Consider the following 13,655-nt stretch of genomic DNA (forward strand, 5'->3'; position numbering starts at 1 on the left):
GGGTGTTGTTTCGCCCTTTTTTTTTTCCTTTGCTTTTTTTGGGGGGGGTTGTGGGGTGGGTGGTCCTCCCGCTTTCCCCTCCCCCCGTCGCCTTCGGTGGCGGGGCGCCTCCTTTCGGTGGTGGGCACTCCGGAGGGCGCCGTGGCTGTCGGAGCGGACACGTATGCTCGACGGCGGGGAAGAGGCGCCGGGAGCGCTGCCGTACTGAGCTTGGGAGCAGCAGTGGCCGTCTGGGACGACCTGGTGGGCCAGGAGCGGGTGGTCGAGCAGCTGACCGCCGCCGCCCGGTCGGCCGGGGCGACGATCGCGGCCGGCCGCGGAGCCGGCCCGCAGCCGGGCGGGAACGCCTCCCTGATGACGCACGCCTGGCTGTTCACCGGCCCGCCCGGGGCCGGGCAGGTCACCGCCGCGCGCGCGTTCGCCGCGGCCCTCCAGTGCACCAGCCCGGACCTCGCGCTCGGCGGTACGCCCGGCTGCGGGTTCTGCGACGGCTGCCACACCGTGCTGGCCGGCAGCCACGCCGACGTCAAGTACGTCCGGACCGACGGCCTGTCCATCGGCGTCGGCGACATGCGCGAGCTCGTGCTGCGCGCCTCCAGCTACCCGACCGGCGGCCGCTGGTCGGTGATCCTGGTCGACGCCGCCCACCGGCTCACCGAGGCCGCCGCGAACGCGCTGCTCAAGGGCGTGGAAGAGCCCTCCCCGCGCACCGTCTGGCTGCTCTGCGCCCCCTCCGTCCAGGACGTGCTGCCGACCATCCGCTCGCGCTGCCGCCTGCTCGTCCTGCGCACGCCCGCCGCCGAGGCCGTCGCCGACATGCTGGTCCGCCGCGACGGCGTCGACCCGGAGACGGCCCGGCTGGCCGCACTCGCCGGGCAGGGCGACGTCGAGCGCGCGCGCCGCCTCGCCGTCGACGACCAGGCCCGCACCCGCCGCGCCGAGGTGCTGCGGATCCCGCTGGAGGTCGGCGACATCGGCGGCTGCCTGGCCGCCGCCCAGCGTCTCGTCGACACCGCCAAGGCCGATGCCGAGGCGCTCGCCGAGACCCAGGACGCCAAGGAGACCGACGACCTGAAGGCCGCCTACGGCGCCGCCGAGGGCAGCAAGGCGCCGCGCGGCATGGCCGGGGCGGTCAAGGAGCTGGAGAAGCGGCAGAAGAGCCGGGCCACCCGCACCCGCCGGGAGACCCTCGGCGTCGCGCTGCTCGACCTGCTCGGCTTCTACCGGGACGTGCTCGCGCTCCAGCTCGGCTCCAGCGGCACCCTCGCCAACGAGGACCAGCGGCAGGCCCTGAACCGGGTCGCGCAGGACGGCCCGCCGGAGGGCACGCTGCGCCGGATCGAGGCGGTGCTCGCCTGCCGGCAGGCGCTGGACCGCAACGTGGACCCGCTGCTCGCCGTCGAGGCGATGACGGTGGCGCTGCGCGCGGGCTGAGCTGCGTTGCCGGGCCGCCGGGCCCTTGGGCCGCTGGGCCGCTGGGCCGTTCGGGGTGGGACCGTCGGGTCGGGTGCCCGGCGTAGGCCTCCCGGAGCCGTCCCGTTGTCCCACCTTCGAGTGAACGATCGATACGCGCCGGGCACACCCGCGTGCGACCGTCCGCCCGTTGTGCACGCTGGGGGCCGACTGTGCCCCGGTGCCGGGGCCGTCGCCCCCGTACGGCACCGGGTCCCGTCCGGCGCCGGCCCTCCTCCCGAGGCGGTGCGTCCCATGGTTCGTTCGCTCCTCGTCATCCCCCTGCTGATGGCCGCGTTGGGCGGGATCTGGCTGGCCCGCGGCGCGCTCCAGCGCTGGCGCGACCTGCGCGCCGCCGCGACCTACGAACTGGCCGGTGAACGCTGGCCGATGCTGGTGCGGGCGGCCGGAGCGATGATCTGCGGGGTCTGCGTCACCGCGTTGACGCTGCTCACGGCGCTCGGGGCGTTCGGCGGCCTGACCCCCCGCGGCCAGGAATCGGACCGGGCCGAGTCGATGGTCGGCGCGGCGGGTGCGGGCCCGGGCGGGGGACCGGCGGTCCGGCAGCAGCCGGCGCCGCCCGTCGTGGCGGAGCCGGCCGCGGCCTCCGGCGCCCCGTCGGCCGCCGTGAGCCACTTCGACGGCGTCGGCCAGCCGGGCGGCGGCGAACTGCTGCAGTCCGCCGTGCCCGGCCCGGACGGGCAGCCGCGCACCGTCCGGGTCTGGCTGCCGCCGCAGTACGCCAAGGAGCCGAACGCGCGCTTCCCGGTCGTCGTGATGCAGGCGGCCACCCCGCGCAAGACCGCCGACGCCGAGGTCCCGGACGTCTTCGAGGGCCTCACCGCGGCCCTGCAGACCGGCCGCGCCCGCCCCTTCATCCTGGTCGCCCCCGAGGCGCCGAACGGCACCGCGCACCCCTGCGACCTGGTCGCCGCCGCGCCGGCCGCCGTCGCCGACGACGAGACGCTGCGCGCCGCCATCGCCGCCTCGTTCCGCATCCTGGCGCCCGGCCCGGCCTCCTGGGGCACCCTCGGTGTCGAGGGCGGTGCTCCGTGCGCGGCCGCCGCCGGGCTGTCCCGCCCCGATCTGTACGGCGCCGCCGCCGCGGTGTCCGGCCGCTACGACGCCGCCGCGCTCACCCAGGCCGGCGCCGAGGCCCCGGCCGGCAGCGCGGCGAAGCTCCTGCTGGCCGCCGCCAAGGCCGACACGGCCGGGCTGGACACGGCCCGCAAGCTCCAGGCCGCGCTCCAGGCCGGGGCCGGACCGGCGGCCAAGGCCGAAGTGAAGATCTCCGACAACGTGCAGGACTACACCCCCGACCGGGAGCGGATGCGGCTCGTCCGGCAGGCGGCGCAGTACCTGGCCGACGCGCTGGCCAAGGCGTCCTGACCCGGTGTGGACGGGGCGTCGCCGCCCGGTGCCCGTGGCGGGTGCCGGGCGGCGCGCTGTGGTGCAATGCGAGGCGGGTCGCCGGGCGACGACCCTGGGTGACGATCGAGAGGGCTCGGATGATCGCGAGGGGTCGGATGAGGGCCACCGGGCGGGTACTGGCCGCGGCGCTCGCCGTCGGGCTGCTGGCGGGCGGGTGCGGTGCGGGTTCGTCGGGTTCGTCGAGCTCGTCGGGTTCAGACGGCTCAGCGGGCTCAGCGGGTTCGTCCGGGGCGGGGGGCGCCGGGTCGTCCACCCCGGCCCCGCCCGGGGTCACGCCGCTGGAGCCGCTGCCCGCCGCCGTCCCGGCCGGGCTGGCCCCGTACTACGCGCAACGGCTCGACTGGCAGTCGTGCGACGGCGGGTTCGAGTGCACAGCCTTCCGGGTGCCGCTGGACTACGACCGCCCCGGCGACGGCGACCTCACCCTGGTGGCGGCCCGCGCCACCGCCGTCCCAGCGGGCTCGGGTTCGGGTTCGGGTTCCGCGGAGGGGGCCGGGGGCGGCCGGCTCGGCTCGCTGCTGCTCAACCCCGGCGGGCCCGGCGGCTCGGCGGTCGAGTACCTGGAGGCCGCCGCCCGGACGTACGACAGCGGCGTGCGCGCCCGGTACGACCTGGTCGGCCTCGACCCGCGCGGAGTCGGCCGCAGCAACCCGGTCACCTGCCTGAGCGGCGACCGGATGGACGCCTACACCGCCGTCGACCTCACCCCCGGCGACCAGCACGGAATCGACGCGCTGATCGCCGCCGACAAGGAGTTCGCCGAGGGCTGCCGGCAGCGCGCCGGGGCGGCGCTCGGCCACCTCGGCACCGTCGAGGCCGCCCGCGACATGGACGTGCTGCGCGCCCTGCTCGGCGACGAGCGGCTGAACTACGTCGGCAAGTCCTACGGCACCTTCCTCGGCGCCACCTACGCCGGGCTCTTCCCCGGCCGGGTCGGGCGGCTGGTGCTGGACGGCGCGGTGGACCCGTCGCTCGACTCGGTCACCGGCAACCGCACCCAGGCCGGCGGCTTCGAGACCGCCTGGGCCGCCTTCGCCAAGGACTGCGCCAAGCACGAGGACTGCCCGCTCGGCCGCACCGAACAGCAGATCGGCGATCAGCTCACCGCCCTGCTCGCCACCGTCCAGGCCCACCCGCTGCCCAGCACCGACCACGGCCGCCGACTCACCGCGGCCCAGGCGACCACCGGCGTCATCCAGGCCATGTACGCCGACTTCCTCTGGCCCAAGCTGCGCACCGCGCTCACCGACGCCAAGGCCGGCGACGGCACCAGCCTGCTGAGGCTCTCCGACTCCTACTACGGGCGCGAGACGGACGGCTCGTACCCCAACCTGATGTTCGCCAACACGGCGGTGAACTGCCTCGACCTGCCCGCCCCGTTCGCCGGGCCGGAGGACGTCCAGCGGGCCGTGCCGGACTTCGAACAGGCCTCGCCGCACTTCGGCCGCGACATGGCGTGGATGGCGCTGGCCTGCACCTACTGGCCGGTCCGGGCCACCGGCACGGCGCACACCATCCGGGCCGCCGGCGCCGCCCCCATCGTCGTCGTCGGCACCACCCGCGACCCGGCCACCCCGTACGCGTGGGCCCAGGCGCTGGCCGGGCAACTGGAGTCCGGACGCCTGCTCACCTACGACGGGGACGGCCACACCGCGTACGGGCACCACGACGCCTGCGTGGACGGCGTGGTCAACCGCTACCTGCTGGCGGGCGAGGCACCGGAGCCGGGCAAGCGCTGCGCCCGGTAGGCGGGATGGTTTCCGCTTCAACCGACCGCCGGTGCGACGTTACGATGAGCGCCCCCCGCCCTCATCCCCTCCCCGGAGCGCACCGTGCTCGGAGTCAACGACCTGGCGACGTACGTCCTCGGCGCCCTCGTCATCGTCCTACTGCCCGGCCCCAACTCCCTGTACGTGCTGTCCGTCGCCGCCCGCAAGGGCATCCGGACCGGCTACCAGGCCGCCGCCGGCGTCTTCGTCGGCGACCTCACCCTGATCAGCCTCACCTCGCTGGGCGCCGCCTCCCTCCTCAAGGCCAACCCGGCCGTCTTCGCCGTGGTCAAGCTCGGCGGCGCCGCCTACCTGCTCTGGATCGGCTACGGCATGCTCCGCGCCGCCCGCCAGCTCTGGCGCGAACGCCGGACCGCCGACAACCCCGACAACCCCGCCGCCACCGCCGAACCGGCCGCCGAACCCGTCGAGCGCCCGTTCCGCCGCGCCCTGGTGATCAGCCTGCTGAACCCGAAGGCGATCCTCTTCCTGCTCTCCTTCTTCACCCAGTTCGTCGACCCGGCCTACGGTCAGCCGGCCCTCTCCTTCGGCCTGCTCGGCGGCATCCTCCAGACCTTCAGCGTGCTCTACCTCTCCCTGCTGATCTTCGCCGGCACCACCCTCGCCGCCACCTTCCGCCGCCGCAGGCGCCTCTCCGCCACCCTCACCAGCGGCGTCGCCGTCCTCTTCGCCGGCTTCGCCGCCAAACTCGCCGTCTCCTCCGCCTGACCCCCACCCCCGCCAACCGGGTGTGGATCACCCGCGAAACCTGTGTAGACTGGCCCGCGTTGCCACCACGCGTGACAACGGTGCCGCCTTAGCTCAGCTGGCCAGAGCAACGCACTCGTAATGCGTAGGTCGCGGGTTCGAATCCCGCAGGCGGCTCTGTAGAAGCCCCAGGACTCACTCGCCGTGACCTGGGGCTTTTGCGTGCGTGGGGTGGGGGTCAGGGGGTGGGCCAGTCGGCCCAGGCGGCGGAGGTCATGGTGACCAGGACGGTGCGGTCGCCCGTGTAGGGGGCTCGGCCGTGGCTGGCGAGGATGTTGTCGACGACCATGACGTCGCCCTGTGTCCAGTCGGGGGCGAGGGTGGTGCGGTCGAAGGCGGCGTGGATCTCGGCCAGGGTGTCGGCGTCGATGGGGCTGCCGTCGCCGAAGTAGGCGTTGCGCGGCAGGTTCTGTTCGGGGAAGACGGCGAGGAGCGCCTCGGTGGTCCTCGCGGGCAGCGAGCCGATGTGGAAGAGGTGGGCCTGGTTGAACCAGACGGTCTCGCCGGTCACCGGGTGCCGGGTGAGCGCCGGGCGGACCTGGCTGGTGCGCAGCAGGTCACCCTCCCACTCCCAGGCGATGCCGTTGTCGCGGCAGTAGGCCTCGATGTGCCTGCGGTCCTCGGTCTGGAAGGCCTCCTGCCAGGAGAGGCCGATGCCGTCGTGGTAGGCACGGGTGTAGCGCACGCCGAGGGCGGAGAACTTCTCGACCAGCTCGGCCGGGAGTCCGGTGAGGACGGTGCGGCTGTCCGCGACCGGGGTCTGGCCGCCGGTGCTCGGGGTGCGGGTGGCGAGGAAGAAGAGGTGGTCCGGCCAGCGCGAGGAGTAGGAGCTCTCGTTGTGCTGGGGGATGCGCTGGTCGGCCGGGTACTCGGTGGAGGTGTAGACGCTGCCGGCGACCCGCGAGCGCGGGGTGGAGCGCTCGGTGTACTCCAGGGCGCCGCCGCCGAGGACGGCGGCCACCCCGGCCAGCTCGTCGGTGGAGGCGACTGCGGCGCCGACGAGCCTCAGCGAGCCGTGGCGCAGGGTCAGTCGGCGTAGTTCGGGGCGGTGGGCGAGCAGCCACTCGCCGCGCTCCGCCCGGTCGGGAACGGTGGCGACGGGCTGCACCGTCCCGCTCTCTTCGAGGAAGGACACTTCAAGGTCCGTACGCGATCTCGTCACGGCGGCTTCACCTCGTCTGTGCGGTGGTGGCGGGGATCGGGAACGCCATCATCTTCGCGGCGTGGCCGCCGCCGGGGACAGGCGATTAAGAGAGGCCCGAAAACGTCTGGCGAACGCGGGGCCGGGGCCGCGCCGGGGCCGGGGCCCCGGCGGTGGGCCGAGGGCTACCGGCCGGCCAGGACGGACCTGCCGTGGGGCGCGTTCCGGTGCGGCGCCGTGCCCGGGGGGTGGGCCAGGAGGCGGGTGCCGCCGTTCAGCAGGGAACGGCCCAGGGGCGTCACGGTGTGCAGGACGAGGTTGCGGGTGCGACGGGTGGCGATCAGGCCGGCCGCCCGCAGGACCGAGGTGTGCTGGCTGACGGCGGCGTTGGACACGCCGACGCGGTCGGCGAGTTCGCCGTTGGTGCTGCCGTTGAGCAGGGCCTCCAGCAGGGCGGCCCGGGTCTTGCCGACGAGGCTGGCGAGGGCCTCGCCCTGGGCGGAGTCGAGCGGCCGCTCGGCCTCGCGGGTGCCGAGCACGGCGTCCCCGCGGGAGTCCGGGCGGATCGGGAAGACCAGGGCCGGGGCCGGTTCGGCCTTGACCACGGTGGCGTGCGGCGGGACCACGGCGGGCGCGGTCAGGAACAGCGACGGCGTGATGAGCAGGCCGCGGCCGCTGAGCTCGATGGTCTGGTCCCGGTCGTCCTCGACCTCCAGAACCGGTGCCCGCCAGTGGACGCGCGGGTGCAGGGCCTGGAGCAGCGTCTCCACCCCGGAGGCGCTCATGATCTGCCGGTAGGCGTCGGTGTCGCGGACCAGCCGGGCGTGGATGGCCTGCCAGTACGGGAGGACGGCGATCGTGCCGAACTCCTGGACCAGGCCGTCCGGTCCGGAGGAGAGGTCCTCACCGGCGGTTCGTGTCGGAAGTCGCGGTAACGGGTCGGACGGATCGTCCACCTGCGGCGGCGGAGCGCCGAGCAGATCCCAGATGGTCCGTCCGGAAAGGTCGAAGCGGTGTATCAGGCGTTGGAGCTCTTCTCGGCTCCGTACGCTGTTGGTGACTGTCTGATGCCATCTTCGGAAGTAACCACCCGAGTTCTTCGACCAGTTGTCCAAGGCGAACGCCGCCTCGGCCTCGGCTGTCGGTGGTCCGGCGACCCGGACGCGGACGAGATCCTCCATGGAAAAGACGATGCGGCTCACGAACGTGTTTTCCCTTCCCCCGAAGAGAACTTGGCCACGCGGACGTTCGGCCGAAGCTCCCCCTATTCGACTGGGGGCAATCATCGCCGTTCGCCGGCGCGCCGGGGTATCCCCCGTTCGGGAGATCCGCAGGGGCGGGCCGAGGAGTCGCACACGGTGACAGGAAGGGTGGGGGCGGTGGAGGTGCGGCGAACAGGGGGTGTTCCACCCGGGTTTCGTCCCTATTCCCCACCCCGCTGCATGGTGCCGCCCTCCCAGGCCCAGGCGGCGATCTCGACCCGGTTGCGCACCTTCAACTTCGTCTGGACACTGGCCAGATGGGATTTGACGGTGGAGAGGGAGATGGCCAGCGTCTCGCCGATCTCCTGGTTGGTGCGGCCGCGGGCGACCAGCCGTGCCACGTCGAGTTCCCGGTCGGTCAGGACGGTCGGGGAGAGCGTCGTCGCGGCGGCCTGGGCCGCTCCGGGCCCGGCGGCGGAGAGCCGCTTGAGCAGCCGCACGGTGACGGCGGGGGAGACCATCGCGTCGCCGGCGGCGACCGCGCGGACCGCCTCGATCAGCAGGGTCGATCCGCTGTCCTTGAGCAGGAAGCCCTGGGCACCGCCGCGCAGCGCGCCGTAGACGTACTCGTCCAGGTCGAAGGTGGTGACCACGACCACCCGCAGCGGGTCGCTCACCCCGGGGCCGGCCAGCAGCCGGGTGACCTGCAGGCCGTTCAACCGGGGCATGCTGATGTCGACCAGGCAGACGTCGGGCCTCAGCCGGCGGGCGAGTTCGACGCAGGTGGCGCCGTCGGCGGCCTCGCCGAGCACCTCGATGTCGGGCTGGCTGTCGAGGATCAGCCGGAAGCCGGTGCGGACCATGTCCTGGTCGTCCGCGATGAGCACCTTGATGGTCATGCCGGCATCCTCCGAGTGCTGGGGTCCGTGTTCCTCACGGGGAGCAGGGCCGTCAGTTCCCATCCTCCCGTATCGTCCGGGCGCTCGGTGAGCGTTCCTCCGACCGCCCGGACGCGCTCCTGGAGCCCGAGGAGGCCGAGGTCCTGCTGTCCGAGGTGGGGGACACGCAGACCCTTGCGGGGCGTTCCCCCACGTGGCGGTCCGTTGCGTACGGTGGCCTCCAGGGTGGACGGGCCGAGGCCTATCCGTACGGTGACCCCGGTGGCGTCCGGGGCGTGCCGGCGCACGTTGCTCAGGCCCTCGGTGATCACCCGGTGCGCGGTGGTGACGATCTCGGGCGCGAGCCGGGCGGTGAGCGCGGCCTCGTCCAGCTGCAGGTCCACCGGAGTGCCGCCCCGGCGGAAGGACTCCACCATGACGGGTATGTGCGCGATGCCCTGCCCCGAGAGCGGCGAGGCGGCGGCCAGGTCGGTTCCCTCGCGCAGCATGGCGACCAACTGCCGCATCGATTCCAGGGATTCGCTGCCGGCCTGCTCGATGTCGTCGAAGATCGGGACGACTTCCTGCGGCGCGGTCTGCCAGATCGCCCGGCCGGCTTGAGCCAGCACGATGATGCCGGTGACGTGGTGGGCGACGAAGTCGTTGAGGTCGTTGGCGAGGTCGATCAGTTCGTCGCGGCGAACCTGTTCCACGGCCTGGAGCCGGCGGGTGTCAGCCGCGCGCAGGTAGCAGCCGAGGGCGATCGCGGCGCCGGCGACGATGGCCAGCAGCATGACGGTCAGCACTGTCCCGGAGGCGCTGCGGGAGACCCGTGCGGCCAGCCCCAGTAGGGCGGTCACCAGGGCGGTGCAGGTGCCGAGGACGGCGGCGCGGGCGCGGATGTGCCGGGCGGTGGTGATCAGCAGGAGGCTCAGCGCGAGCAGCTCCATCAGCCCGGGGGAGTCCTGCTCGGTGCCGCGGACGAAGCCCACGGCGGACCAGATCAGCGACCAGAGCGCGGCCGCCCCGGCGCGCAGCTCGGGCCGGCCGCGCGGGCCGAACAGCACCAGGGCGGCCGGGACCAGCCCGGCGAGCGGCAGCAGCGGTCCGGCGGTGTCCAGACTCATGGCAAGGTCCAGCAGCCACAGCACGCCGAACCCGACCGCCAGGGCGGCCCGGGCGGCGCGCGGCAGGGTGGACACCGGCGTCGCAGGGGACGCCTCGTCCGGGGCCGGGTGGGCGAGGAGGTCTCGGAGGCTGGGGAGCCGCACGGGCCGGCCTTTCGGGTCGGTGGAGTCGGACGGTCGATCAGGGAACGGGAGGCCGGGCGGTCGCGGGGGAGCGGGGCGGGTGGGGCGGGTCGGGCGGTCGGTGCCGTCGGCTGGACGGGGATGGCCGAGCGGCGCCCGGACGGGGGTGCCGGGCGCCGCTCGGGGCCTGGCGCCGGGGGCCGGGGCCTGTCTCGGAGGGCGGTGGTTCAGCGGTTGGCGCGCCGTACGGAGTCCACACCGAGGGCCAGGGCGGCCAGTAGCACCGCGGCGGCGGCCACCGCGGCCGTGCCCGGGCCCTTGCCCTCCGCCACGCCGAGGAAGTCGACCTCGGGGATGCGGTTGAACATCGCGTACCAGAGCAGCGGGTAGAGCGCCTGGAACAGCCGGGGACCGCGGCTGACGATCCCGCAGAGCATCGCCAGGGCGGGTACCACCAGAGCGCCGACCAGGGCGGCGACCGCCGCGCCGGTGTCGCCGGAGGCGATCAGCCGGACGATCGGCACCGCGGTGACGGCCAGCGCCACGGCGATCCCGGCGAGCAGTCCTGCCAGCAGCCGGCGGCCCGCGGCCGGGCAGGCGGCGAGCAGGTCGTCGATGCTCCCGGCGCCGGCGTGGTTGCCCATCCGGGACCAGATGAGCACCGGCCAGAGCACGGTGAGCGGCAGCACCGGGTGGAGGACGTTCCCGCTCGGGACGAACGCGGTGAGCACGGCCAGGGCCAGCGTGCCCAGCCACCACCAGCGCATGCCCTGGAGCAGGATGCGCACCTCGCCGACCAGTGTGGGCAGGAAGGACGAGCCCGTCCGGGGCGGCGTCAACAGGGACGGGTCGAGGCCGAAGGAGGTGCCCACGCCGGCGGCCGGCTCCTCGGCGTGGTCCGCGTGCTCGGCACCGGTCCGGTCGGCCGCGCCCTTGGCGCCCGGGACCAGCGCGCCGACCGCGCCGATGGCGGCGGACGGGTCGAAGCGGCGGAACCAGAGCACCGACAGCAGCGCGGCCACCAGCGAACCGGCCACCAGCAGCGCGGCGTTGGCCAGCAGACCGCCGCCCAGGTTGCCGAGACCGAGGCCCTGCCAGTCGAAGGTGACCGGGGTCTTGTCGTCGGAGGTGAGGCCGACGCCGAAGCGCACCGCCTCGGCCGGGTGCCCGGCCGCCGAGATCGCCTGGCGCATCGACTCGCTGATCCGTTCCATGCTCAGCAGGTCGTACGCGCCGGAGGCCTGGGAGGCCATGATGCCGACCAGCCAGACCACGAACCAGATCAGCGCGCCGATGCCGCCGCGCAGGCCCGGCAGGGTGTCGAAGAGCACCGCGCAGGCGGCGACGAGGGCCAGCAGCGGGAGCGTGATCAGGACGAAGGGCAGCAGCAGGCGCACGACGTCGACGTGGTACGACTCGCCCTTGACCAGCTGTACGCCGAACGCGGTCACCGCGAGGGCGAGCAGCATCGAGCCGAGCACCAGCAGGTTGCTGCAGAACTTGCCGAACAGGTACGAGGGCCGGGTCATCGGCGTGGCCGCGAGGATCTGGCCGACGCCGTTGCGCTCGTCCTTGGGGACGGTGCCGCGGGTGATGTTGAAGCCGGCCAGCGCCAGCCAGACGGCGCCGCCGAGCGCGGTGACGGTGCCGACGTAGCCGCTGGTGTACAGGCCCCGGTAGCCGCTGATCTGGAAGACCTGCCAGGTCGAGGAGCCGACCGGGGCGGCCAGCAGGCCCAGGGCGAGCGTGCCGAGCAGGACCACCAGGTAGGCGGGGCGGCGTCGGCGCTCCCGGAAGTCGGCGAGGGCGAGCGCGGTGACGGTGCCCGCCATCAGCGCACCACCGCCTGCGGAACGGCCGGAGCCGGGGCGGAGGTCAGCAGCAGGTAGGCGTCGTCGAGCCGCGGCGGGACCGGCTCGGCGTGCTGGGCGGGCGCGTGCGGGGAGATCACCCGGGCGCGGACGCCCTGCGGGGTGCGCGTGGTGCCGCCGAGGACGAAGCGCGAGCGCAGGGCCGGGATCTGGTCGGAGGCCACGGTGAGCTCCCAGATCGAGCCCTCGGCGAGCCGCAGGAGCTCCTCCGGGGTGCCGTGGTGGATCAGCCGGCCCTTGCCCATGATGGCGATCCGGTCGGCGGTGGCCGCCACGTCGGAGACGATGTGGGTGGAGAGGATCACGATCCGCTCGGAGCCGAGGCCGGTGAGCAGGTTGCTGAACCGCATCCGCTCCTCCGGGTCGAGGCCGACGGTCGGCTCGTCGACGATCAGCAGCTGGGGGTCGTTGAGCAGTGCCTGGGCGATGCCGACCCGCTGGCGCATGCCGCCGGACATCGAGCCGAGCCGCTGCTTGGCGGCTCCGGAGAGGTTGACCAGGTCGAGCAGCTCGGTGATCCGGGCGTTCGCGGAACGGCCCTGCAGCCCCTTGGCCGAGGCCAGGTAGGAGAGGAACTCGCGGGCGGTCAGCTGCGGGTAGACGCCGAAGTCCTGTGGCAGGTAGCCGATGGTGCGGCGCAGCGGGCCGGGGTTCTCGGCGATGTCGGTGCCGTTCCAGAACACCTGGCCGGAGGTCGGCTTGGTGACGGTGGCCAGGATCCGCATCAGGCTGGACTTGCCGGCGCCGTTGGAGCCGAGCAGGCCGAGCACGCCGGGGCGCAGGGTCAACGAGAAGGAGTCCACCGCGCGCTTGCCGCCGCGGTACTCCTTGGTCAGGTCGGTGATCTGGAGTTCCATCGCTCAGTCTTTCGTGTTGACGCGGACGACGCCGACCTTGGAGGCGACGGTGATGGCGTGGGCGGAGTTCGGGTCCTCGCCGACCTCCACGTGGGGGTTGGACGAGCCGGCCTTGGCCTCGACGTGGTAGCGGGTGCCGTCCTCGGGGACCCGCACGGTGATGCTGCCGGTGTCGGACTCGGCCTTGACCCTGTCGGGCGCCTTGACGAAGGTCAGCTTCACGCTGCCGTTCTCGTTGGCGACGTCCACGTCGGTGGAGGAGAGGCCGCTCGCGTCGACCTTGCCCTTGTCGGTGCGGACGGTGAGCGGCGCGGCGAGGCCGTCGAGGTCCACCGAGCCCTGCTCGGTCTTCACGTCGAGCTTGCCGTCGACGCCCTTGGCGGTGACGCCGGCCGATCCGCTGCCCTGGACGGTCACGGCCACGCCCTTGGGGACGTGCACGGTGTACTGGGCCTTGCAGTTGAGGACGATGCCGCTGCACTTGCCGGACAGCTTGAGGGTCTCGCCCTCCAGTGTCCAGGCGGCGTTGCCGTCCTTCGCGGCCTGGCCGGCGAGCCTGCGGTCGGCCCTGAGGGTGGTGCCGTCGGCGGGCACCAGGGTCACATCCTTGTCGGTGTCCACGGTGAGGTGCGTGCCCTGGAAGCCGAAGTCCTTGGAATCGTTGCGGGGTTGGGCGTCCAGGTCGTCGCTCACACCGCAGCCCGTGAGTGCGATGGCCAGCGCGGAGATCGGGGCCACCCAGGCCAGCTTGGCGGTCGACATTTTCATACCCGTCATGCTCCCGGCGGGGCCGGGGCGGCAACATCCGCCTTTCGGGAGAGATCGGCGGGGCGCCTCGTCCCTTTGGCCGAGGACGTGCTCTCGTTCTTTCGGCCGGGGCGGCACGGGTGAACGGACTCGGGTGGACCGGGGGTTCACTATACGAATTCCTCGGGGAAAGAGCGCCCGCCCGGCACGGGCCGATGAAGGCCGCTGCGGGGCGGGGGGGGGGCGGGGGTTGGAATCGGGTGTTGGGGGGCCGCGGGCCCGCCCGCCA

Annotated in this window: 11 protein-coding genes and 1 tRNA gene; 5 read left to right on the forward strand and 7 right to left on the reverse strand. The window is 73.7% G+C overall.

What is annotated here, in order from left to right:
* Positions 1-222 precede the first annotated feature (222 nt).
* The 5 genes from ACFV61_RS01205 (at position 223) to ACFV61_RS01225 (ending at position 5,537) form a co-directional block, all read left to right on the forward strand.
* The gene (locus ACFV61_RS01205; RefSeq protein WP_363370692.1) at positions 223-1,434 is read left to right on the forward strand and encodes a DNA polymerase III subunit delta'; all 1,212 of its coding nucleotides are present in this window, start codon (positions 223-225) and stop codon (positions 1,432-1,434) included.
* A gap of 273 nt (positions 1,435-1,707) precedes the next feature.
* Positions 1,708-2,841 (forward strand): hypothetical protein, encoded by a 1,134-nt coding sequence (locus tag ACFV61_RS01210; protein ID WP_063348701.1) that lies wholly within the window; start codon positions 1,708-1,710, stop codon positions 2,839-2,841.
* A gap of 137 nt (positions 2,842-2,978) precedes the next feature.
* Complete coding sequence (locus ACFV61_RS01215; RefSeq protein ID WP_380489366.1) at positions 2,979-4,631, forward strand: alpha/beta hydrolase; 1,653 nt, start codon at positions 2,979-2,981, stop codon at positions 4,629-4,631.
* An 84-nt stretch (positions 4,632-4,715) separates the two neighbouring features.
* A complete protein-coding gene (gene leuE, locus ACFV61_RS01220) occupies positions 4,716-5,381 on the forward strand; it encodes a leucine efflux protein LeuE (protein ID WP_063348703.1) in 666 nt (221 codons plus the stop codon).
* An 82-nt stretch (positions 5,382-5,463) separates the two neighbouring features.
* Positions 5,464-5,537 (forward strand) — tRNA-Thr (locus ACFV61_RS01225).
* Positions 5,538-5,598: 61 nt separating this feature from the next.
* Here the strand turns inward: ACFV61_RS01225 and ACFV61_RS01230 are convergent.
* From ACFV61_RS01230 to ACFV61_RS01260, 7 genes are all read right to left on the reverse strand, one after another.
* Positions 5,599-6,555: a TauD/TfdA family dioxygenase gene (locus ACFV61_RS01230; RefSeq protein ID WP_380489369.1), complete on the reverse strand. Its 957-nt coding sequence runs from the start codon at positions 6,553-6,555 to the stop codon at positions 5,599-5,601.
* A gap of 191 nt (positions 6,556-6,746) precedes the next feature.
* Positions 6,747-7,742, reverse strand: a complete 996-nt coding sequence (locus ACFV61_RS01235; protein WP_380423305.1) for an ArsR/SmtB family transcription factor — start codon at positions 7,740-7,742, stop codon at positions 6,747-6,749.
* A 242-nt stretch (positions 7,743-7,984) separates the two neighbouring features.
* Positions 7,985-8,662 carry a response regulator transcription factor gene (locus tag ACFV61_RS01240; protein WP_063348706.1) on the reverse strand — a complete coding sequence of 226 codons (678 nt, stop codon included), beginning with the start codon at positions 8,660-8,662 and terminating at the stop codon, positions 7,985-7,987.
* Positions 8,659-9,912, reverse strand: a complete 1,254-nt coding sequence (locus ACFV61_RS01245; RefSeq protein ID WP_063348707.1) for a sensor histidine kinase — start codon at positions 9,910-9,912, stop codon at positions 8,659-8,661. The genes ACFV61_RS01240 and ACFV61_RS01245 overlap by 4 nt, the downstream gene beginning before the upstream one ends.
* A gap of 206 nt (positions 9,913-10,118) precedes the next feature.
* Positions 10,119-11,723, reverse strand: coding sequence for an ABC transporter permease (locus ACFV61_RS01250; protein WP_380489372.1), 1,605 nt, complete (start codon positions 11,721-11,723; stop codon positions 10,119-10,121).
* The gene (locus tag ACFV61_RS01255) at positions 11,723-12,619 is read right to left on the reverse strand and encodes an ABC transporter ATP-binding protein (protein WP_380489375.1); all 897 of its coding nucleotides are present in this window, start codon (positions 12,617-12,619) and stop codon (positions 11,723-11,725) included. The genes ACFV61_RS01250 and ACFV61_RS01255 overlap by 1 nt, the downstream gene beginning before the upstream one ends.
* 3 nt (positions 12,620-12,622) lie before the next feature.
* On the reverse strand, positions 12,623-13,387 hold the full coding sequence (locus ACFV61_RS01260) for a DUF4097 family beta strand repeat-containing protein (protein ID WP_159398483.1): 765 nt from the start codon (positions 13,385-13,387) through the stop codon (positions 12,623-12,625).
* Positions 13,388-13,655 lie beyond the last annotated feature (268 nt).

Source organism: Kitasatospora sp. NPDC059817 (assembly GCF_042731835.1).
GTDB lineage: Bacteria > Actinomycetota > Actinomycetes > Streptomycetales > Streptomycetaceae > Kitasatospora.

What these genes read in the sequence shown, in the direction of transcription:
- ACFV61_RS01215 (WP_380489366.1), top strand. Translation starts at nt 2,979, where the DNA reads ATGAGGGCCACCGGGCGGGTACTGGCCGCGGCGCTCGCCGTCGGGCTG.
- ACFV61_RS01240 (WP_063348706.1), bottom strand. Translation starts at nt 8,662, where the DNA reads ATGACCATCAAGGTGCTCATCGCGGACGACCAGGACATGGTCCGCACC.
- ACFV61_RS01235 (WP_380423305.1), bottom strand. Translation starts at nt 7,742, where the DNA reads ATGGAGGATCTCGTCCGCGTCCGGGTCGCCGGACCACCGACAGCCGAG.
- ACFV61_RS01250 (WP_380489372.1), bottom strand. Translation starts at nt 11,723, where the DNA reads ATGGCGGGCACCGTCACCGCGCTCGCCCTCGCCGACTTCCGGGAGCGC.
- ACFV61_RS01210 (WP_063348701.1), top strand. Translation starts at nt 1,708, where the DNA reads ATGGTTCGTTCGCTCCTCGTCATCCCCCTGCTGATGGCCGCGTTGGGC.
- ACFV61_RS01260 (WP_159398483.1), bottom strand. Translation starts at nt 13,387, where the DNA reads ATGAAAATGTCGACCGCCAAGCTGGCCTGGGTGGCCCCGATCTCCGCG.
- ACFV61_RS01255 (WP_380489375.1), bottom strand. Translation starts at nt 12,619, where the DNA reads ATGGAACTCCAGATCACCGACCTGACCAAGGAGTACCGCGGCGGCAAG.